This is a genomic window from Priestia sp. AB, from assembly GCF_028369225.1.
Lineage (GTDB): Bacteria > Bacillota > Bacilli > Bacillales > Bacillaceae_H > Priestia > Priestia megaterium.
Genome location: NZ_JAQMYN010000002.1, coordinates 648,750 through 669,853, shown reverse-complemented (window position 1 = coordinate 669,853; position 21,104 = coordinate 648,750). Strand labels below are relative to the sequence as shown.

At 40.2% G+C, this 21,104-nt stretch carries 16 protein-coding genes; 12 read left to right on the top strand and 4 right to left on the bottom strand.

Annotated elements, in window-relative coordinates:
• Window positions 1-93: 93 nt before the first annotated feature.
• From POF52_RS09580 to POF52_RS09565, 4 genes are all read left to right on the top strand, one after another.
• Window positions 94-3,414 (top strand): Ig-like domain-containing protein, encoded by a 3,321-nt coding sequence (locus POF52_RS09580; RefSeq protein ID WP_271992149.1) that lies wholly within the window; start codon window positions 94-96, stop codon window positions 3,412-3,414.
• Between the two features lie 183 nt (window positions 3,415-3,597).
• A complete protein-coding gene (locus POF52_RS09575; RefSeq protein ID WP_016766441.1) occupies window positions 3,598-4,440 on the top strand; it encodes an aldo/keto reductase in 843 nt (280 codons plus the stop codon).
• A 381-nt stretch (window positions 4,441-4,821) separates the two neighbouring features.
• The gene (locus tag POF52_RS09570) at window positions 4,822-4,989 is read left to right on the top strand and encodes a Fur-regulated basic protein FbpA (RefSeq protein WP_016766442.1); all 168 of its coding nucleotides are present in this window, start codon (window positions 4,822-4,824) and stop codon (window positions 4,987-4,989) included.
• Between the two features lie 49 nt (window positions 4,990-5,038).
• Window positions 5,039-5,242 carry an IDEAL domain-containing protein gene (locus POF52_RS09565; RefSeq protein WP_016766443.1) on the top strand — a complete coding sequence of 68 codons (204 nt, stop codon included), beginning with the start codon at window positions 5,039-5,041 and terminating at the stop codon, window positions 5,240-5,242.
• A gap of 525 nt (window positions 5,243-5,767) precedes the next feature.
• Here the strand turns inward: POF52_RS09565 and POF52_RS09560 are convergent.
• From POF52_RS09560 to POF52_RS09545, 4 genes are all read right to left on the bottom strand, one after another.
• On the bottom strand, window positions 5,768-7,123 hold the full coding sequence (locus POF52_RS09560; RefSeq protein WP_013082068.1) for an arsenic transporter: 1,356 nt from the start codon (window positions 7,121-7,123) through the stop codon (window positions 5,768-5,770).
• A 431-nt stretch (window positions 7,124-7,554) separates the two neighbouring features.
• Window positions 7,555-8,664, bottom strand: coding sequence for an o-succinylbenzoate synthase (gene menC / locus POF52_RS09555; RefSeq protein ID WP_271992143.1), 1,110 nt, complete (start codon window positions 8,662-8,664; stop codon window positions 7,555-7,557).
• Complete coding sequence (locus POF52_RS09550; RefSeq protein WP_271992141.1) at window positions 8,661-9,488, bottom strand: GNAT family N-acetyltransferase; 828 nt, start codon at window positions 9,486-9,488, stop codon at window positions 8,661-8,663. The genes menC and POF52_RS09550 overlap by 4 nt, the downstream gene beginning before the upstream one ends.
• 22 nt (window positions 9,489-9,510) lie before the next feature.
• Window positions 9,511-10,317 carry a MurR/RpiR family transcriptional regulator gene (locus POF52_RS09545; RefSeq protein WP_271992139.1) on the bottom strand — a complete coding sequence of 269 codons (807 nt, stop codon included), beginning with the start codon at window positions 10,315-10,317 and terminating at the stop codon, window positions 9,511-9,513.
• Between the two features lie 191 nt (window positions 10,318-10,508).
• Here POF52_RS09545 and POF52_RS09540 point away from each other — a divergent pair, with 191 nt between their 5' ends.
• The 8 genes from POF52_RS09540 to POF52_RS09505 all read left to right on the top strand — a co-directional run bounded on the left by POF52_RS09540 (window position 10,509) and on the right by POF52_RS09505 (window position 20,973).
• Window positions 10,509-11,879: a sigma-54 interaction domain-containing protein gene (locus POF52_RS09540; protein ID WP_255323366.1), complete on the top strand. Its 1,371-nt coding sequence runs from the start codon at window positions 10,509-10,511 to the stop codon at window positions 11,877-11,879.
• A gap of 73 nt (window positions 11,880-11,952) precedes the next feature.
• Window positions 11,953-13,269, top strand: a complete 1,317-nt coding sequence (locus POF52_RS09535) for an aspartate aminotransferase family protein (RefSeq protein ID WP_176583999.1) — start codon at window positions 11,953-11,955, stop codon at window positions 13,267-13,269.
• A gap of 63 nt (window positions 13,270-13,332) precedes the next feature.
• Window positions 13,333-14,739 carry a sodium:solute symporter gene (locus tag POF52_RS09530; RefSeq protein ID WP_271992135.1) on the top strand — a complete coding sequence of 469 codons (1,407 nt, stop codon included), beginning with the start codon at window positions 13,333-13,335 and terminating at the stop codon, window positions 14,737-14,739.
• Window positions 14,740-14,869: 130 nt separating this feature from the next.
• On the top strand, window positions 14,870-16,207 hold the full coding sequence (locus POF52_RS09525; protein ID WP_271992133.1) for an MFS transporter: 1,338 nt from the start codon (window positions 14,870-14,872) through the stop codon (window positions 16,205-16,207).
• A 330-nt stretch (window positions 16,208-16,537) separates the two neighbouring features.
• On the top strand, window positions 16,538-19,567 hold the full coding sequence (locus tag POF52_RS09520) for an efflux RND transporter permease subunit (RefSeq protein WP_271992131.1): 3,030 nt from the start codon (window positions 16,538-16,540) through the stop codon (window positions 19,565-19,567).
• 225 nt (window positions 19,568-19,792) lie between these two features.
• Window positions 19,793-19,966, top strand: coding sequence for a Fe3+ hydroxamate ABC transporter substrate-binding protein (locus POF52_RS09515; RefSeq protein WP_271992129.1), 174 nt, complete (start codon window positions 19,793-19,795; stop codon window positions 19,964-19,966).
• Window positions 19,967-20,070: 104 nt separating this feature from the next.
• The gene (locus tag POF52_RS09510) at window positions 20,071-20,334 is read left to right on the top strand and encodes an autorepressor SdpR family transcription factor (RefSeq protein ID WP_013055788.1); all 264 of its coding nucleotides are present in this window, start codon (window positions 20,071-20,073) and stop codon (window positions 20,332-20,334) included.
• A complete protein-coding gene (locus tag POF52_RS09505; RefSeq protein WP_271992125.1) occupies window positions 20,335-20,973 on the top strand; it encodes an SdpI family protein in 639 nt (212 codons plus the stop codon).
• Window positions 20,974-21,104: the final 131 nt, after the last annotated feature.

Genomic DNA, 21,104 nt, shown 5'->3' with positions numbered 1-21,104 from the left:
ACTAGGTAAAATGCTTTAATTTTTATAGAACTGTGTCGATATAGAAAGTGATATTAAAATGCGTTAGACAGTACATGAAAATGGGGGAACAAGATGAGAAAGTTAACGGCATTAGCTTTAGTACTAAGCGTACTGCTGTTTCAATTCACGCCGCTTGCTAGCGTGAAAGCTGAAACGGTAGAACCAGTTGTGTCTGTAAAATTAGTAAACTATTTAGGAGATCATCATGCAATTACAATTAAGCCGTCTTATTTATACACTATTAAAAACTCGGATTTGGTCTTAAATGCAAATACAGAGTATACGGTAACAGCAACAACTCAAGGTGTCACTTTAAAACAAGGAAGCACTGTCTTAGGTGATTTTACAAGCTTTGAAATTACACCGTCTCTTTATAAAAATCCCGTATCTATTAACGGCAGACAGTACTTAGGGGACGTTGCGTTTACAAATGAAAAAGGAACGTACGTCAGACCTGTTAATACGCTCCCGATTGAAGACTATTTAAAAGGCGTTGTGCCAAATGAAGTCTATACATCTTGGAATCTGCAAGCCTTAAAAACTCAGGCAGTAGCAGCAAGAACATACGCAATGAGCTATGCAGGAAAAGTAATCAATGACACGGTAAGCTATCAAGTGTACGGTGGCTATACGTGGTACGACAGCACAAACCAAGCAGTAGATCAGACATTCGGACAAGTAGTCACCTACAACAATAAATTAATCAACGCCGTGTTCTCATCAAGCAACGGCGGAAGAACCGAATCAAACAGCAATGCCTGGGGAGGAACTCAGCTTTCTTATTTCCCGGTGAAAGAAGATCCATACGATAAGCAGACGCCGTGGACGTTAGCTATTCAAAAAACGCAAATTGATTTAACAGGAAAAGATTTAGCTAACTATAGCGCTTGGTGGAATACGGTTTCTGAAAAAGATAAAACCGTTACGGATAATTTGAAGTCATGGCTAGTAGCCAATAAGCATCCTGGTAAAACGATTAAAATTACGTCTATTCCAAAGGTGAGTTTTTATGCTCCTTCATCAGGAGGCCGTGTGACTAAAGGTGCAATTACGGTGGACTACCTCGTTAAAGGAGATGTAGACAGCTCGCAAAAACTAGTGGTTCATCATTTGGAATTAACAGATTTAACATCGACGAAGCTAAAATCGATGTTAAACAGCCGTGCGATGCTTAGTCTGCTTGTAACGGAAACAAATGAAACAAGCACATCAACAACCTTTAATGGTAAAGGAAATGGACACGGTGTTGGAATGAGTCAATACGGTGCTCAAAAAATGGCAAGCATAGGAAAAGACTATCGTGAAATTTTAGATTTTTATTATCCAACCACTACTCTTTTAAGTTTTTATACAACTAAATATCCGCGAAAAGAGCAGGAGCAAGAACCACCGAAAGATACGGTTGCGCCTGATGTACCTTCAGTTAATGCACTAGGAGACAACCAAACATCGCTTACGGGCGTGACAGAACCAAATGCTTCTGTTATTGCAAAAGTGGAAAATGAAGTAATTGGAACGGGTCTTGCTGACGAAGCTGGAAAATTTGCAATTACGATTGCTAAGCAGCCAGCAGATACAAAAGTATCGGTAACGTCTAAAGATGCAGCTGAAAATGAAAGCACGGCCACAGTAGTGACCGTAACCAATCAAACGCCGCCTTCTGTTCCAATTGTAAATGAAGTAAGTGACCAAGATACGACCGTAACAGGCGTAACAGAAGCAAACGCCGCCGTGACGGTAAAAGCAGGCGATGCAACGTTCTCTGCAGTAGCGGATGGTAACGGTACATTTACTGTTTCAATTCCAGTACAAATAGGTGGAACAACAATAGCGGTAAGTGCAAAAGATAAAGCAGGAAACGAAAGTCAAGCTCCTTCTTTTGCGGTTAAATCTACGTTAAAAGCACCGCTTGCACCAAAAGTAAATGCAGTAAGTGATCAAGACACAATGCTTAAAGGAACGGCTGAAGCAAATGCGACGGTCATCGTTAAAAACGGAAGTCTTCAGCTTGCAGCAGGCAATGCAGATGCCAAAGGAAATTACAGCATCTCAATTGCAAAACAAAAAGCAGGAAGCACGCTGTCTGTAACGGCTCAAAATGCAGGTGGAACAAGTTCAGCCATTGCGGTAACCGTACAGGATAAAACGGCACCAGCTGCGCCAAAAGTAAACGCAGTAAGTGATCAAGATACAAAAGTTACAGGTACAGCAGAAGCAAATGCGACGGTTACTGTAAAAGTGGGAACAACAACTGTGGGAACGACTAAAGCAGGTGCAAACGGAGCGTTTTCTGTTGCCATTTCTCTGCAAAAAGCGAATACAAAGCTAAGCGTACAAGCAAAAGATGCCGCAGGAAATAGCAGTACTGTATCGACTATAACCGTTACAGCAAAGCAAAAAGCTCCGGTAAAACCGACAGTTAATGAAGTGAGTGATCGAAGTACAGCCGTTACGGGTACAGCAGAAGCAAACGCGACGGTTATCATTAAAAACGGAAGTCTTCAGCTTGCAGCTGGTAAAGCGGATGCTAAAGGAACATACAGCATCTCGATTGCAAAACAAAAAGCAGGAAGCAAACTGTCTGTAACGGCTGGAAACACAGCGGGGGTAAGTCCAGCTGTAACCGTAATCGTGCAGGATAAAACAGCACCCGTTACACCAAAAGTAAACGCTGTAAGCAATCAAGATACAGTCGTAACAGGAAGCACAGAAGCGGGAGCAGAAGCAGAAGTGCATGTGAAAATTGACAAAAAAGTAATTGGCAAAGGAAATGCAAAATCGGATGGAACGTTCAGCATCACCATTCCAAAGCAGCCTGCTGCTACAAAATTAGCTGTTATTGCAAAAGATGCAGCTAATAACTACAGCTCCAACACGTTTGTAACAGTTAGTGCCGCGCAGACAAAACCAGCGCTTCCAACCGTTAATACGCTTACTGAAAAAAGTACAGCGGTAACGGGAACAGGAGAAAAAAATGCGTCTATTTATATTAAAGTAGGCGGAAAAATTATTGCGAGTGGAAAAATTGATGGAAACGGCAAGTTCAGCGTGAAAATTCCTGCTCAAAAAGCAGGAACAGAAGTGACGGCTGTGCTGCAAAATAAAGTAGGATACAGCCCGTATAAAATTGTAAAAGTGCAAGACACAACCCCGCCGGCACCTCCGGCAGTGAATGCCGTTACGTCTTTGTCCACCTTTATCTCTGGAAAAACGGAAGCGAATGCCGTGATTACGATTAAAAGCGGTACAAAGCTGATCGCATCGGGCAAAGCAGATAGCAAAGGACAGTTTAAAGTCACTATTCCAAAACAAAAAGCAGGCGTAAAGCTGGCTGTGACGGCAAAAGATGCCGCTGGAAATACAAGTTCAGCAGTCAATATAAACGTTAAATAAAAACAAAAAAGAATTCTCTGCGGAGGATTCTTTTTTTAGGGATTTTTAAGTGGGATAGAAGGTTACTAAAAAGTTACCTTAGAACTTTGAAGTGCCTAACTTACTTTAAAGTGGGTTCTATCTTTTTCTTTTTTTCTGTTTCATAATAACAAATGTAAAGAAATTAGCAGGGGGTTTTTTATAATGAGTAATCATTTGCAAGATACAGTAACACTTCACAACGGAGTCAAAATGCCGTGGTTTGGATTAGGTGTATTTAAAGTAGAAGAAGGGCCTGAATTAGTGAACGCGGTGAAAACAGCTATCGTCAAAGGCTACCGCAGCATCGATACGGCAGCTATTTATGGAAACGAAGAAGGTGTAGGGGAAGGAATTCGCCAAGGTCTAAAAGAAGCAGGTCTTTCACGCGAAGACATTTTTGTTACATCAAAAGTTTGGAACGCAGATTTAGGCTATGAAGAGACGCTGGCTGCTTACGAAACAAGCTTACAAAAGCTTGGCTTAGAATATTTGGATCTATACTTAATTCACTGGCCGGTAGAAGGTAAGTATAAAGCAGCGTGGAAAGCATTAGAAACGCTTTATAAAGAAGAAAAAGTAAGAGCTGTAGGTGTAAGTAATTTTCAAATTCATCATTTAGAAGACTTAATGAAAGATACAGACGTTAAGCCTGTTATTAACCAAGTTGAGTATCATCCTCGTTTGACGCAAAAAGAGCTGCATGCTTTTTGTCAAAAGCACGATATTCAGCTAGAAGCATGGTCTCCGCTTATGCAAGGAGAATTGCTAGATAACGATGTGTTAAAAGAAATTGCTGAAAAACACGGTAAATCAGTTGCTCAAATCATTCTGCGATGGGATCTGCAAAACGGAGTTGTAACGATTCCAAAATCAACAAAAGAGCACCGTATTGTTGAAAATTCATCTGTGTTTGATTTTGAATTGGATGCTGAAGATGTAAGCAAAATTGATGGATTAAATCAAAATCACCGAGTAGGTCCAGATCCGGACAATTTTGATTTTTAATAGAAGAACTAATAGGCTGGGACAAAAGTATTTTAGCCCAAGTGAAAAACGAACCATTGATCAACTAGTTTGATGAGTGGTTCGTTTTTTTTATGGTGAATACAGCTTCATCTGTTTCGTCCTTCCAGCTGTTGATTGAAGGGCAAGGCGAAGCCTTGCATGGAAATCAACGGCGGTGTCATAAGCGGTTCAGCTCATGTATCTCATTTGTTCGTCTTTAGGTTGGATTCATTTAGTTATGTCCCGGCCTCTTTTTATGCATTATTACATAAATTTAATATTTTCTTCACAGTAAGCTAAAGGACGGGCCGTATGATAAAGAAAGGTCGTGAAAGATAGAGAAATCATTTCATTTTTAAGTGTAAAATAGGCGGTGTAACGATGACAAAACAAGCTTACTCTCACATACAATGTAAAAAAACATCAATGATTGATTTATTGCTGGATGCAGGGGTTTATAAAAAAGGAAATAAGCAGCTATACGAGCTTACGCTTCAAGAACTAGAATCAGAATACGAAGCCGTTGCACAACAGCGCATATCTCAATGAAATTTTGATACATTGCTAGAATTTGTTATAATAGAGGAAAGGATAGGAGTTGATTTATATCGAAAAGCACCCGACAGACTCGCAGCCCATCCGTATGGATATCCTCGATTCTATATTTGCTAAAATGGTATTAAATAAGGCTATCCGAGATTTTAGAAGAGATCAAATTTTACGTGAAGTCGATCAAACATTAGAAGAAAGAAACAAAGAGAAATTTTTTCAATTAATTGAAGAATTAAAATCAATTTCGTAAAGAGCGTTCGCGCGATAGAATTTGATTTTATCATTTTAGCATATAAAAACAGGTAAGAAGCGGCATGCTTAGTTACCTGTTTTTTGTTGTCTTATTGTAAACGAAGGCCTTACATAAGAAATGAACCTTATCACTTAACAGACAAAAAGAGCAAGTCTAATGTACTCACTCTTTTCAGAAAGGTATGGGTGTTACTGAGAAAATGAATGTCACTCTCTAAATGTTGCGTGTGGGGTTTAGAAAGTTCTATGCAACTGCATATTTTCTAATTCATTCGCTCTATGTATTGTTAAAGTAACAATATAACCATATCTTATCACATGAAGGAAATTCGATTCAATATATTTATTGATTTTCTTTTTAAATTGTTCTAAATAATTAGTGAATGTAAAAAAATGTTTTTATTGGGTGAATGTGTATCTATAAAAAAACAATAGAAAAAAAGTGAGTTTTTATGAGAGACATTTGTTTATTTCTGACGGACTGTAAGCTTCAAAAGAGTACAATCCGTCCTGTAAATCAGTATTAAGAAAAAATGAGCTGAACCCAGTAGAATAGGAGGAAAAGCGTAACGATGGTGGTAAGCGGGATAACGATAAGTGATACTTTTAAATAATCTTTCCATTTTACCTTGATATGATTTTCTTTTAAAATATGCATCCAAATAAGAGAGGCCAGTGTTCCAATCGGTAATAAAAGCGAGCCCATATCACTTCCAATAATATTAGCAAGGTAAATAGTTTTAAGAGTAATAGGATCGAGCCCCATTTCAGTCAAGGTAATGGTTCCGACCATTAAGGCAGGGTGATTGTTAAACAAGTTAGAGAGAATGGAAACAAGTCCTCCCATGATAAAGCTTGCTTCAAAAAGCCCTCGATTCACAATTGGTTCGCAAATTTTTACAAGTAGTTCCGTCAATCCTACGTTATGCAATCCGTAAATAATAACGTACATTGAAAATGCAAAAACGAAAATGTGCCACGGCGTTTTCTTTAAAATATCAATCGGGTTTGTACGTAAGTGATACCATCTCCAAATGAGTAAGATCAGTGAGCCCAGTACAGCAACCAATTCGATTGGTATGCCGAAATAAGAGGCGACAAATAGGAGACAGCGCATAACAAACACAAATAATAAAACTTTCAGCATAAATTGCGTGCGTTTACGTTTTGTTTCAACAGAAATGCTTCCTTTTAAGGGGTGAAACTGTTTCGTAAAGAAACTCTCTTCTATATCTTTTGAAGCATGCGGCAGTTTTTTTGGCAAATGGCGTTTTAAGACCGTATACATGAGCCAAGACATAAATAATAAACCAAGTGTCGCCGGTACAAACATCATCGCAGTGTGCATATAAAGCGACATATGAACAATTTTTAAGGCAATCAAATTGACAATATTACTTACACCTATAGGCGCGCTGGAAGCGGTAGCAATAAGCGCTCCACTTAAAAGGTAGGGGATCTGCTGGTGGGGTTTTAGCTGAAGGTTTTTCAAAAGTAGAATTAAAATTGGAGTGGTAATTAAAATACTGCCGTCATTATTAAATAGTAAAGTCATTAAAAAGCAAAGCAGTTGAATGTACCAATATAATCGGTACCCTGAGCCTTTGGATAAACTCACTAGCCGTGCAGCTGCCCAGTGGAAGAATCCGAAACTTTCTAATATGACGGCCATGACAATGGTGGCAATAATGGTGATAGAAGCGCCGCTTATCTTTCCGAAAATATCAACAATGTCTGATTTGGATACAATCCCTGTAAGCAGGATAATGGCTGCTCCTATGGCTGCCGGCCATGCTTCGTTGATGCCGTTTGGCCTCCAAAAAATGACGAGCATTGTCATTGTAAACACGAAAATGGCAATTCCAATTTCAATATTCATCAGTATGCTCCTTTCTTCTAAAATTTGTAATGAATATACCCTTGCATGTCCCTTACACTCTATTTATATTCATTTATTACTAGAAGGATTGTGCATAAGACCATTTTTGCTAATATGTTTGTTTATCTTGCCAAGGCACGTGTCATCTCGGGAGAGGAGTCTATGAAAAAGAGGCTGGGACATAACTAAATCCATCCAATCTAAAGAAAAATCAATTGGATAAAGGAGCTAGTAGGCATTGCTTTTTATATTGTGGTTGATTTCCATGCCAGCCTTTTCTTTCTGCTTGTCCCGCAGGAGTCTTCGTCTTGCACAGATAGAAGCTGCTATATACATGAAACCTACGCTCACCATATCAATAAAAAAATCCGAACCATTCATCGTTCGGATTTTCCTTCAGCTGACATACTTTTGGTCCAGCCTGTTCAAGATTAGCAAGTATAGACTTTTTCGTGTAAAGTTAGCGCTTTTATCTGATCGTGATCAGGTTCGTAGCCGATGCCTGGTGTATCAGGAACGGAAATAATGCCGTTGTCTACCGTGATTTCCGGGTGAACGATATCACGCGGCCAGTATTTAGATGATGCGGCCGTATCTCCGGGAAGCGTAAAATTAACAAGTGTGGTAATGGCAATATTATGTGCTCGTCCGATACCTGATTCCAGCATGCCACCGCACCATACGGGCACACCGTGAGTTTGACAAAGGTCATGAATTTTTTTTGCTTCTGTTAGTCCGCCTACTCGTCCAATTTTAATGTTAATAATTTGTGTGCTTCCAAGTTTAATAGCTTTTCGAACGTCTTCAGCTGAATGAATGCTTTCATCTAAGCAAATGGGCGTGCGCATGCGGGCCTGCAGTTCAGCGTGATCAATTAAATCATCATGAGCCAACGGCTGTTCAATCATCATTAAATCAAACTCATCAAGCTGAGCAAGGTGATCAGCATCTGCAAGCGTATAAGCAGAGTTCGCATCAACCATCAGCGGAATAGAAGGGAACTCGTTTCGAACCGCGCGCGTCAAGTTAAGATCCCAGCCCGGCTTAATTTTAATTTTGATCCGCTTATATCCTTCATTTAATCCGGCTTCAATTTTGCAAAGCGTTTCGTCAATCGTAGGCTGAATGCCAACGCTGAGACCAACTTCAATTTGACTTTTACTGCCTCCTAGCGCTTTAGATAGAGAGAGGTTTTGCCTGCGCGCATACAAATCCCAAACTGCGCCTTCTAACGCCGCTTTTGCCATGTAATTGCCGCGAATATGAGCAAAGCATTCAGATACTTCGTCAGGATGCTGAATTTCTTTCTGTTGAAGCAAAGGAATTAAAAAATCCTCCATAATGTGCCAGTTTGTTTTGAGCGTTTCTTCTTTATAAAAAGGATCCGCGCACGCTACGGATTCAGCCCAGCCGGATCGTCCGTCTTCGTCTTGAATTTGTACTAAAATAAAATCTCGATCCACTTCTTTTCCAAGGCTTGTCGTAAACGGATGAAGTAAATCCATTTTTAAATGACGTAAAATAACGCGTTTGATCTTCATTTTTGCACCTCTTTTTTCGTTAAAATATAAAAATGAACGGGTGCGCTGCTTTCTGGATACTTCATAAAGTCTGTTACTTGGAATCCTTTTGCAAAACACGTTTGAAATACGCGTCTTGTACGCATACGCCAGTCTAATGCTAGAGAAGGAGAGACTTCTTTCATTTGCTGAAACGCAGATGGAATAGCTACAGACACGATGTCATGATCCAACCATCTTTCATCAATATCTGTAACAGAAGGAACCCCTTGATCCGTTAACGTCCATTGAATGAGCGATGCGTCCATTATTTGATCTGGCGTATAAAGAGGCTGAGTTCGTTTTGTATCCTCTGTGGATGCCCATTCCACAACGAATCGATCAGAAGGCAAATCAGCATTTAACGGATCGTTCATGTCTCCGTAGCAGTTTTCAATATACGTAGAACAAACGGCTCCAAGCTTTCCAATATTTAAATACCCATTGGCGCTTTCTAGAGGATCATACGTCCAGCTAATATATGAATAACCCTTTTTTTTACTTTCTTGCCGCTGCGCGTGCTTAAGCTTAGCTCCGATACCCATGCTGCGGTAGGCAGGGTCAACTGCTAGTATATGAGAACATAAATAGACGCAATTTCCGTCAAACCCTGGAAAACTATATTGAAAGCCAATCAGCTTTTCATTTAGAAACGCACCGAGAACAAGACCTCCGTTTTTAACAGCGGTTAAGGTTTGATGAACTGGCGTTGCTTCTTCTTCTCCCCAGACGCGGCTTTCTAATGCGCGTACGTCTTCTAGTTCAGCGGTTGTTGTGAGTGAGCGAATTGTTAAGGCTTCAGTCATTTGTTTACTTCCTTTCTATTATCTATTCTAAAAAGATGCCTTGCTCGGCATAGAGCTTTTCCAAGTGTTCTTGTCGTTTTCCAGCCGTTTTTTCATCTCTTTTTTGCATGCTGCTAATGACAATTTGAGATAGGGCAAGAAGCGATAAAATATGTTCGGTTGTTCCGGCTAAAAGTGTGATATCAGCGACTTGACCTACCGGAGACAGCCGGCGGTCTGTAATGGCAATTACTTTCGCTCCTTGTTTTTTAGCCTGCTGAGCTACTTCGAGCGCTTCTTTTGTATAGCGCGGCAGTGAAAATACAACAACCGTTGATGCGCTTGTGAGATTGCATAGCGTTTCAAGCAAAAATCCTGTTGGAAAAGATAAAAGAACATGATTGCGAAGCTGATTCATTTTATAATACAGCCAGTAAGCTGCCGTATGAGATTCGCGGAAACCTGCAATATACACTTGATCACTTTTGATAAGCGCATCTGCAGCTTGAGATAATTCCTTTTCGTCAACAGGGGAAAGCCATTCACTAAAAGGTTTCTTTTCTTCCGCTGCAGAATCAGCTGCAGGCTTGCTAGCTGATTCTTTTGATTCGGCAGAAGAAAGCCATTCTTTTCGCATTAGCTCCTGTAAATCGGAAAAACCATTTAATCCCAGTGCGTAAGCTAGACGAATAACGGTTGTTTCACTGACACCTGCTTCTTTGCCAATTTGCCCAGCCGTGTACAGCGAGCCTTTTTCCGTAAAATTGACGAGAAACTCCGCTACTTTTTTTTGACCGCGAGAAAGGTCAGGGTATTTATGTTTAATTAATTCTTGAAATGATGGATTCATATAGCCTCCTAAAAAAAAGAAGTTATAACTTCATAAAAATATATTAATGCATTTTTAACTTCATTTCAATTGCTGTTTCAAAATAAAAAGAAGCCCTCGTGATATAATAAATTGATTATTCAAAAATAAATGCTGTTATTCAAAAACGAATTGTATTTTATTCAAAAATGAATAGAAAGAGGGGAGCATACATGAATTCAGAATGGAATGAAAATCAGTGGATCCTTCATTCATTAAAAGATGATTTGCTTGTGACGGATGAAAAAGGCATCATTGTCCGAATACATGAAGGAACGGGAAATATTTACGATGTAAAAGCTGAAAAACTGCTGGGGAAATCCGTTTATGAACTTGAAAAACAAGGGTTGTTTACGCCAATCGTTACCCCAATTGTGCTTGAAACAAAGAAGAAAATTACGCTTGTACAAACAACTAAACAAGGCAAGCAGGTACTCGTCACGGGCATTCCAGTAAAAGATGAAAAAGGAGAGATTAAAAGAATCGTCAGCTATTCTCATGATGTGACGGAGCTTATGGAAATGAAAACATATCTTGATGCGATGGAAGGCGAAATGCAGCGTGTAAAGAGCGAGCTTATGCTGCTGCGGAATCAAAATCTATCAACAGAAGGAATTGTATGCAACAGCGAAAAGATGCAGCACGTTCTTCGTACGGCTGTTCACGTTTCGAATGTAGACGTAAATATTTTACTTTTAGGGCAGTCAGGAGTAGGAAAAACGCACTTAGCCAAGCTGATACATAACAAAAGTACAAGAAGCAAAGGGCCGTTTATTGAAGTGAACTGCGGGGCCATTCCAGATCATTTATTTGAGGCCGAACTGTTTGGCTACGAAGCGGGTGCTTTTACCGGTGCATCTAAAAATGGAAAGGTGGGACTGGTCGAATTAGCAGATGGTGGTACGCTTTTTTTAGATGAAGTGGGAGAACTGTCACCGGCGCATCAAGTAAAAATTTTAAAGCTCATTCAAGAAAAACAGTTTTATTCCGTTGGAGGAAGAAAGCCTAAAACCGTGGACTTTCGCTTAATTGCAGCGACGAACAAAGATTTAGAAAAAGCCGTTGCTGAAAAAGAATTTCGAGAAGATTTATATTTTCGTTTAAGCGTTGTACCGATTACCATTCCATCTTTGAACGAGCGCCCTGAAGATATTTTTCCGCTGCTCACACATTTTGCCGGGCAGTTTGAAAAGAAATACAACCGAAAAAGAACGTTTGATAATGCGGTTATTCACGCACTGCTTGCACATGAATGGAAAGGAAACGTACGAGAGTTAATTAATGTGATTGAACACGCCGTGGTTGTGTCTTCACAAACGCTGATTACAATGGAGCATTTGCCGCATTCTCTGCATAGAAAAAAACGGATTCAACACGTTGAAGAACCTGGGGAAATGAAGCTTAACGACGCGTTAAACGAGCTGGAAAAAGAGATATTAATAAAAGCAAAAAAACAGTATAAAACGACAACGGAAATAGGGGAAGCACTTGGAATCAGTCAGCCTTCAGTTGTTAGAAAATTAAAAAAACATTCCGTTTTTTAACGTCTTTGGCACGCTCTTTGCATGTAAAACAAGTACAAACACATTACTTGATAGATTGCGAGGAGGAAGTCAGATGACGCAGGCATCACTTACACAGTTAATGAACAGTTTACCAGATTTACTAGCACCAAGCATGGCCAAAGATCACCCTAATTTACCCGTGGTAAAAGCAGAGGGCTGCTACTACTACGGAGCTGACGGAAAAACGTATTTAGATTTTACATCAGGCATTGCAACAGCTAATACAGGTCATCGTCACCCTAAAGTTGTACAAGCGATTAAAGAAAGCGTTGATCATCTTATGCACGGCCCGTCAGGTGTGATTATGTATGAATCTATTTTACAGCTTGCTGAAGAATTAAAAACAGTATTGCCAAGAGGATTGGACTGCTTTTTCTTTGCCAACAGCGGCACTGAAGCAATTGAAGGAGCGTTAAAACTGGCAAAGTACGTTACGCAAAGACCTTATACAGTTTCGTTTACGGGCTGCTTTCACGGTCGTTCTCTCGGAGCGCTTAGTGTGACAACATCAAAAAGCAAATACCGGAAATTTCTTCAGCCATCGGGCTTAACGTATCAAGTGCCTTATGCAGACGTGATTCAGTGTCCAAAAGGAGAAGATCCGGAAATCTACTGCGTGGAAAAGCTGGAAAAAGATTTTGACACTTTGTTTAAGCATCAAGTAACGCCGGAAGAAGTAGCATGCATGATTGTAGAGCCGGTTCTTGGAGAAGGCGGCTACGTGATCCCTCCGAAAGCCTGGCTGCAAAAAATAAGAGAAGTGTGTGACAGACACGGCATTCTGCTTATTTTTGACGAAGTGCAAACTGGCTTTGGACGCACCGGCGAGTGGTTTGCAGCTCAGACGTTTGACGTGACGCCTGACATTATGGCAATCGCAAAAGGCATAGCATCAGGACTTCCGTTAAGTGCTACCGTAGCTTCCAAACAGCTAATGGAAAAGTGGCCGATTGGTACACACGGAACCACTTTTGGAGGCAATCCAATCGCTTGTTCAGCAGCGCTTGCGACATTGGACGTACTAAAAGAAGAAAAGCTGATTGAAAACTCAAAAGAAATGGGGAAATATGCAGCGGATCAGCTTCAGCATTTAAAAGCGAAGCATGAAGTGATCGGAAGTATTCGTTCAGTAGGACTAATGATTGGAATTGAAATTATTAATCCGAAAACAAAGCAAGGTGACGGAAGCCTTCTTCTTGAGATTTTAGACAAATGTTTGGAAAAAGGGGTGCTGTTTTACCTTTGCGGAAATAGCGGAGAAGTAATTCGAATGATTCCTCCTTTAACGATTACAAAAGAAGAAATTGATGCCGGGCTTCGCGTGTTAGACGAAGCATTGACAGAAATCACAAGTCTTCACGTGATCTAAAGCTTTAGAAAGCTCTTTGTTTCAATGAAAGATAGATTGACCCATAATAAGGAGGAATCTGTTATGAACGGACTGGATATGACGGTTATGTTTGTCTATTTTGGCGTATTGGTTGTAGCTGGTATCATTGGCTCGTTAAAAGCAAAGTCATCAGAAGATTTTATTTTAGCCGGGCGAAACTTAGGGATGTTCATGTATTTAGGATGTTTGTCTGCCGTTATTCTAGGAGGAGCGTCAACGATTGGAACGGCTCAGCTTGGCTACGAGCACGGGCTGTCTGGCATTTGGTTCGTGACGATGATTGGACTTGGAATCATTACGCTTGGCACGATTTTCATCAAGCGGATTTCGTCTTTGAAAGTGACCACTATCAGTGAGCTGCTGGGAAAAAGATATAACGCTCAAGCGCAAATAATCAGTGCGGTTGTTGCCGCTATTTATACACTCATGGTATCAGTCACTCAAGTGATTGGAATGGGAACGATCATTCATGCGTTGCTTGGCTGGAACATGACCGCATCAATGTTAATTGGCGGTTCGATTGTTTTGTTCTACACGATTTTAGGCGGAATGTGGAGCGTAACGGTCACTGATATTATTCAGTTTGTTGTGATGACGGTGGCGATTTTTGGATTTATGCTTCCAATGAGCGTATCAGAAGCAGGGGGTCTCAAAGCGCTTACCGGAGATTTGCCATCATCTTATTTTGATTTTTCATCGATTGGATACGGTCAAATCTTTCAGTATTTCCTTCTATATACGCTTGGTATGGCAGTATCTCAAGATATTTGGCAGCGGGTATTTACGGCGCGAACAGAAAAAATCGCCCGAAACGGCTCCATTTTTGCAGGCGTGTACAGCATTGCCTACGCGATTGCCGGAAGTGTAATTGGAATGTGTGCATATTTGCTGCTGCCAAACGCAGAAAGCAGTCAAAGCATATTTGCGACGCTTGCAGTTCAAATTCTGCCTCAAGGGTTACTAGGTCTCGTACTGGCAGGCGTTTGTTCGGCGCTGATGTCAACTGCTTCAGGAACGCTGCTTGCGTCTTCTACGCTGATTAGTAACGATATTATAAAAAAAGTGTGGCTTAAAAATATTTCAGAGAAAAATTATTTAATTTTAACGCGTGTAAATACGCTTATTGTCGGCGTGCTTGCTATTATTTTTGCTCTTTGGATTCAAGACGTGCTTGTTGCGCTAGACGTTGCGTATGCCATTTTATCAGGAGCGATTTTTGTTCCGTTTGTTGTGTCCCTATTCTGGAAAGACATTCATCCAAAAGCAGGAGTTTCAGCGATTGTTGTTAGTACGCTAGTAGTACTTGGAGGTCTATTGATTGAAGGACTTTCTTCTACTACGCCAATTCTATACGGAATTTCAAGCAGCATCATTATAATGGCTGGATTTGCGGTTATGGCTCGAAACAAAGCACTGTCTGATCAAGAAAAGGTCCAAGAAGATATGTGAATAAGCAGCTAAAAAGCTTCTCATAGTAAAGTGAGAAGCTTTTTAGCATTTTGTATGCATAAGTATAGACAACAAACGGCAAGGAGGAGTACACTAGACGCTCAGATTATAGAGATAAGGAGATTGTTACATGAAAAGCAGAACGTCCGTAATGGTTAGTATTGTGCTGGCAATGCTAGTGGCTTCGCTTGATTCAACGATAATGAATACGACGATGCCCGTTATTGCAAAAGAGCTTGGAAGGTTTGATTTGTACGCGTGGTCGTTTGCTTCGTACATGATTGCAAGCACGATTTTATCTCCGGTAGCGGGGAGATTATCGGATTTATTTGGCCGCAAAAAAGTATTTGGGTTTGGAATTATTGCTTTTTTAATTGGTTCGATGCTTTGCGGCGTGGCGAATACGATGATTCAGCTTGTTCTTTTCCGTGCGGTTCAAGGAATAGGAGCCGGGTTTATGGTGGCCTTTCCCGCTATTATTGCCGGAGACTTATTTCCTGTAGAGAAACGAGGGAAAATTCAGGCGCTCTTTACAACGATGTGGGGATTATCAGCTGTGTTAGCTCCGCTTTTAGGCGCTTTTTTTGTGGATTATTTAACGTGGAGATGGATTTTCTTTATTAATTTACCGGTATGTATCGTCTCGTTTCTAGCGTTAATGCCGTATCAAGAAAGCTATGAGCCGAAAAGAGCAAAAGTCGATTACATCGGTGCCATTTTGTTTGGAGCGGGCGTTACGTCGCTGCTGCTCGTTACGGTAGTGGAACAAAACCGAGTTGTGTATGCAGTAGCGGGACTTATTTTATTAGTGATTTTTTATCTCCATGAACGAAAACATGCTTCTCCGATTGTACCGCTGTCTATGTTCCAAAACAAAACGCTGTCATGGATTAATATCAATGCGTTTATTGGGACAGTGGCTTTATTCGGCACGTCAAGCTACATTCCGTTATTTTTACAGCGAGTAGCGCATCTGTCACTGTTTATGAGCGGAGTTGCGCTGTTAGGAACAGCTGTTGGATGGATGTCTGTGTCCGTGCCGGCGGGTAAATGGATTTTAAAACACGGCTACAGAAAGCTATTGTTAATTGGAAATGTGCTGCTGGTCGGCTCAGGAACACTGCTGCTTATGCTAAATGAAAGTCACGGTTTCTTTTATGTGTTTTGCGTCATGATTGTACAAGGACTATCGTTTGGACTGCTTTCTACGGTTGGCGTCATTGGTGTACAGCAATTAGTAGGCGGACATGAAAGAGGTATTTCAACGTCATTTTTTATGTTTTGCAGAAACATGGGAACAGCAATCGGCGTTACCATTATGGGTGCTTTGCTGACTTCAGGCGAAAGCTTTATGGCGGGCATTCATCACTTGTTTTTATTTGGCTTTGCCGGAAGCATCGTGGCGTTATTAACTTCCTTAAAAATTCAAAACGATACGGAAGCAAAGCACAGCCGAGCTGCTAGTTGAGGGAATTTATGCTAAATATGTTTATTTCATAAAAAAACGGGAAGAAACCAAATAAGGTCATAGAATTGCCTGAGAAATCGTAGGCATATTCTTCTTCTTCTTTCACTTACTACATGTGGGACGCCGGGTATCGGCGTCTTTTTTTGTGCTGTAAAGGAGCTGTTTATATAATCAAACGCATACACATAAACGATTTTGTTCAAATAATGGGACTTTTTACAAAAATAAGTCTTTAAATGGTAAGAGATATTAGGTATAATTTAGTGGTTATTTAGCATATTTTAGAAATGTTTGACTGAGTTTGTACGAAAAAGTGAAAGGGGATATTTCATGTCATGGCTCACCAAATGGTCGTTCAAAAATAAAGCGGCTATCACCATTATGTCTATTTTAATTTTAGCTTTAGGAGTCATTAGTTATTTTACACTTCCAATGGAATTCCTGCCGACCGCTGATCAGCCTCAAGTGTCAGTAGTGGTTATGGGGCAAGGAACGGATGCGGACTCCATGGAGAAACAAGTGACGTCACCGATTGAAGAAGCGGTAGCCGGTGTTAAAGGAAAAAGCAACGTGTATTCGACGACGGGAGACGGCTATTCCAAAATCGATATTTCATTTGAATCCAAAACGGATATGAAAGAAGCAAAAACAAACGTCCAAGAAGCGCTGTCTTCGGTGCAGCTTCCAGCCAGCGTATCAAAGCCTAACGTTATTCAATTAAATACCTCTATGATTCCCATCGCAGATATTTCACTCACATTTAAAGAAGGATTAACAAGAGACAATCTGGATCTTGCAGAGAAAAAACTGATCCCTAAATATAAAGACGTTAAAGGCATTGCGAGTGTTCAAACGTATGGAACAACGGATTCCTACGTGTCTATTAAAGTTGATAATAAAAAATTGTCACAAAAGAACGTGACTATTGATAAAGTCATCAGCGTGTTAGAAGGAAAAAACACGTCGCTTGCAGTTGGAGAAAAAGTCATTAATAACAAGTCGAGCAACATCAACGTAACTGGTAAAATTGACAGCTTGGATAAAGTGAAAAAGCTGCCGGTTGCACCGAATGTAACGCTAGGGGACCTTGCAAAAGTAGAGGTGAAAAAGCCTGAAGGCGTCGTGACGCATATTAACGGAAAAGATGCACTTTTACTTATTGTGACAAAAGACAGTCACTCAAACGCCGTTAGCATTACAAAAGAAGTAAAAAAACTGTCTCAGCAAATTAGCAAAGACTATAACAATGTGCACGCTTCTGTATTTTTTGCAACAGGAGACAGCGTACAAAACTCTGTTCATTCAATGATGAAAGAAGTGTTGCTAGGCGCACTTTTTGCGACTATTGTAATTATGCTGTTTTTACGCAGCGTTCGTTCTACGTTTATTACAATTGTATCCATTCCGTTATCGCTTTGCTTTACGCTGTTCTTACTGTCTAAATCAGGCGTCACGCTTAATATTTTAACGCTTGGAGGAGTAGCGGTAGCGATTGGTAGGTTGGTAGATGATAGTATCGTTGTTATTGAAAACATCTTCCGGAAAATGCAAAAGGAAGAGTTTTCGCTTGGGCTGATTATTGATGCGACAAAAGAAGTGGGCTCTGCTATTACCGCTTCTACGTTAACGACAGTCGCTGTCTTTTTACCAATCGGCCTTGTAAACGGAGGGCTTCAGGACTTTATGCTTCCGTTTGCTCTAACGCTGACGTATTCACTGCTGTCTTCATTAATTGTGGCACTTACGGTTGTACCGTTAATGAGTGCGGGATTATTAAAAAATGAAAAACTTCGCAAGCACAAGCAGCCGGTTCGTTTTACAAAGGTCATTACGTGGTCGCTTAATCATAAATGGGTTGTACTGCTGCTTTCGCTGCTTTTATTTGTCGGATCTATTGGCGCGTACACAATGATGCCTAAAGGAGCGGTTGATAACTCTTCATCTGACTTTGTAGGCACAACGTTAAGCTATCCAAACAACACGCCAATTAAAACCGTAGAAGAAAAATCACTGCAGCTTGAACGCTATATTTTAGCTCAAAAAGAAGTAAAAGAGGTATATATGCAGCTTGGTAATACGGCCGAGGGAGCCAAGTGGGGAGACGTTGGTTCGCCTACTGAAGCTACGTATACGATTATCGTAAAAGACAGTGGAAACACTGATTCGCTAATGAAACGAATCCAAAATCAAAAGAAACTTTATGACGGAGGGGATCTTAGCGTAAGTGCTGCTTCACTAATGGGAGCTTCCACTACTTCCATTACCGTTGATGTAATTGGAAACGACATGAACAAGTTAGAAAAAACGGCAAGCAGCATTAAGAAAGAAATCAGCGATATAAAAGGAGTAGACAAAGTTTCTACGAATCAAGACGAAAAGAAAACGATTTACTCTCTAGACGTAGATCCAACAAAAGCGAATACGCAGCAAGTAGCGCAGCAGCTTGGCGTTATGCTGAACAACACGCCAATTGGAGCGATAGATTTAGAAGGAAAACAAGCAAATGTACTTCTTGAATCTGTCTTAAATCCAACATCACCAAAAGAGTTAAAAGATATTTCTATTATGACAGAGACAGGACCGTCCCCTGTTTCAAAAGTGGCTTCACTAACGCAAGCTGAAAAGCCAACCAATCAGTTTCATAAAAATGGAGACCCATATATTCAAGTAACAGCGGATGTCAATCCAGAAAAGCTTTCAGAAATTAATAAAGACATTCAAACAACAATTTTTGGAGACGGTAAGAATAAAGGGCTGTCGATTTCAAAAGATGTTGACGTTGTAATTGGAGGAGCAAGCACTCAGCAAGGAGAAGACTTCTCTGACTTGTTCATTACAATGCTTGTGTCAATTGGCATTGTGTTCTTAATAATGGTGATTACGTTCAAAACAATCCGCACACCGTTTGCGATTTTATTTTCGCTTCCGCTTGCAGCAATCGGTGCCGTTTTAGGATTATTAATTAGCCGCATTCCAGTAGACGTAACGGCTTTACTTGGAGCACTGATGCTGATTGGTATTGTTGTAACGAATGCCATTGTACTATTGGACCGCGTGAAGCAAAATGAAAAGAAAATGATTATGCGCGATGCGATTGTCGAAGCAGCCGCTACGCGTATGCGTCCAATTGTTATGACGTCTGCTGCTACGATTTGTGCGATGCTGCCGCTTTTATTTAAACAAAGCGAAAGCGGAAGCCTCGTTTCTCAAAGTCTAGCAGTCGTTGTAATCGGAGGATTGGCCGTTGCGACTCTTCTTACGCTCGTAGTTATTCCGGTTGTATATGAACTGCTTCATTTCAGAAAATCGAAAAAACAGAGAATACAGCAAAAACAGCAGGAAAACGTAACGCCGCTATAATGTTTAAAAGAGGCTAGAACATAAGTATGTTAGGTAAAAAAAATCCGAACGATGAATCGTTCGGATTTTTTTATTAGTAGATTGACCGTAGATTTCATGTTTGTAGCTCATTCTCTCAATTTGCTTGTCTTTAGCTGGAATTGATTTGATTACGTCCTAGCCTCTTTTTTATGAAACCTTTTGGCTAGTAAAACGTATAGTTATACAAAGAGATGGAGGGATAGTATGTTTGGAATAAAAGAGCGATGTTCCGTTTGTCAAAAAGAAATTCAGCCGAATGAAGAAGTATGGATGCGAATGAAGTATCCAAGTAGAAGAGGGATGACTGAAATTAAAGCTTTTTTACATCAAGAAGCGCAGTTTGTATGCATGGACTGCTTTGAAGTAACAAAAAAATGAGTCAAATGCAGTGTTCTCTTTTCAAAATATTGACATATTATACTTTATAGTTTAATATTTAGATAATTATCTAAATACTTAAATGTGATGGAGATGAACTTCAATTGAATGAAACGTTTAAAGCCTTAGCGGATCCTACTCGCAGAAAGATTTTAGAGCTGCTAAAAGAGCGGGATTTAACCGCAGGAGAAATTTCCGAGTATTTTAATATGACCAAACCAAGCATCTCAAATCATTTAAAAATCTTGAAGCAAGCGGACCTCGTTCAAGATGAAAAAAGAGGGCAGTTTGTGATTTATTCGTTAAATACAACCGTTTTTCAAGATTTAATCGGCTGGTTTTTCAGCTTTCAGAAAGGAGAGAATTAAATGAACAAACACGTATTTCCTTTAGGTATTACCCTTTTAACACTGGTTGCATGGCTGATTGCACTGCCGCATCTTCCAGCTACGATGCCCATTCACTGGGGAGCAAATGGAGAAGCAGACGGATTTGCAACGAAGATCAATGCAATGATCTTAACAGTAGGAATCATGGTACTTATTTATTTTATCATCGCATTTGTTCCGCGAATTGACCCGCGCAAAGAAAATTATAAGTACTTTTCAAAAACGTATAACATCCTGTTAAACGCCGTACTGCTATTATTCTTTTTTGTAAATATGAGCACTATTTTACAGGGGCTTGGCTATAACGTGCCGATGTCGTACATTGCTCCAATTATGGCTGGACTCGTTTTTATTATTATCGGAAACTACTTGCAGCGCGTGCGCTCGAACTATTTTATGGGCATTCGTACACCGTGGACATTGAGCAATGAAAACGTATGGAAAAAGACGCATCGTTTATCTGGAAAGATCTTTTTTATCGGCGGACTGTTAATTCTTATTAGCGCTTTTTTACCTGATGGATACAAGTCAGTTATCATGTGGGGGAGTATCGTTCTGTGCGTGGCGATTCCTTATCTGTATTCGTACGTGGCGTATAAAAAAGAAATGAATATGTAAGCATACAAAAAATCCGGTGAACATACCGGATTTTTTTATGGATAACATATCAGCCGTAACGCCACCGTTCGTGTCACGCCGGCTAATGGGAATAAATACAGCATAAAGTATGAAACGCGTTTCAGGTCAAG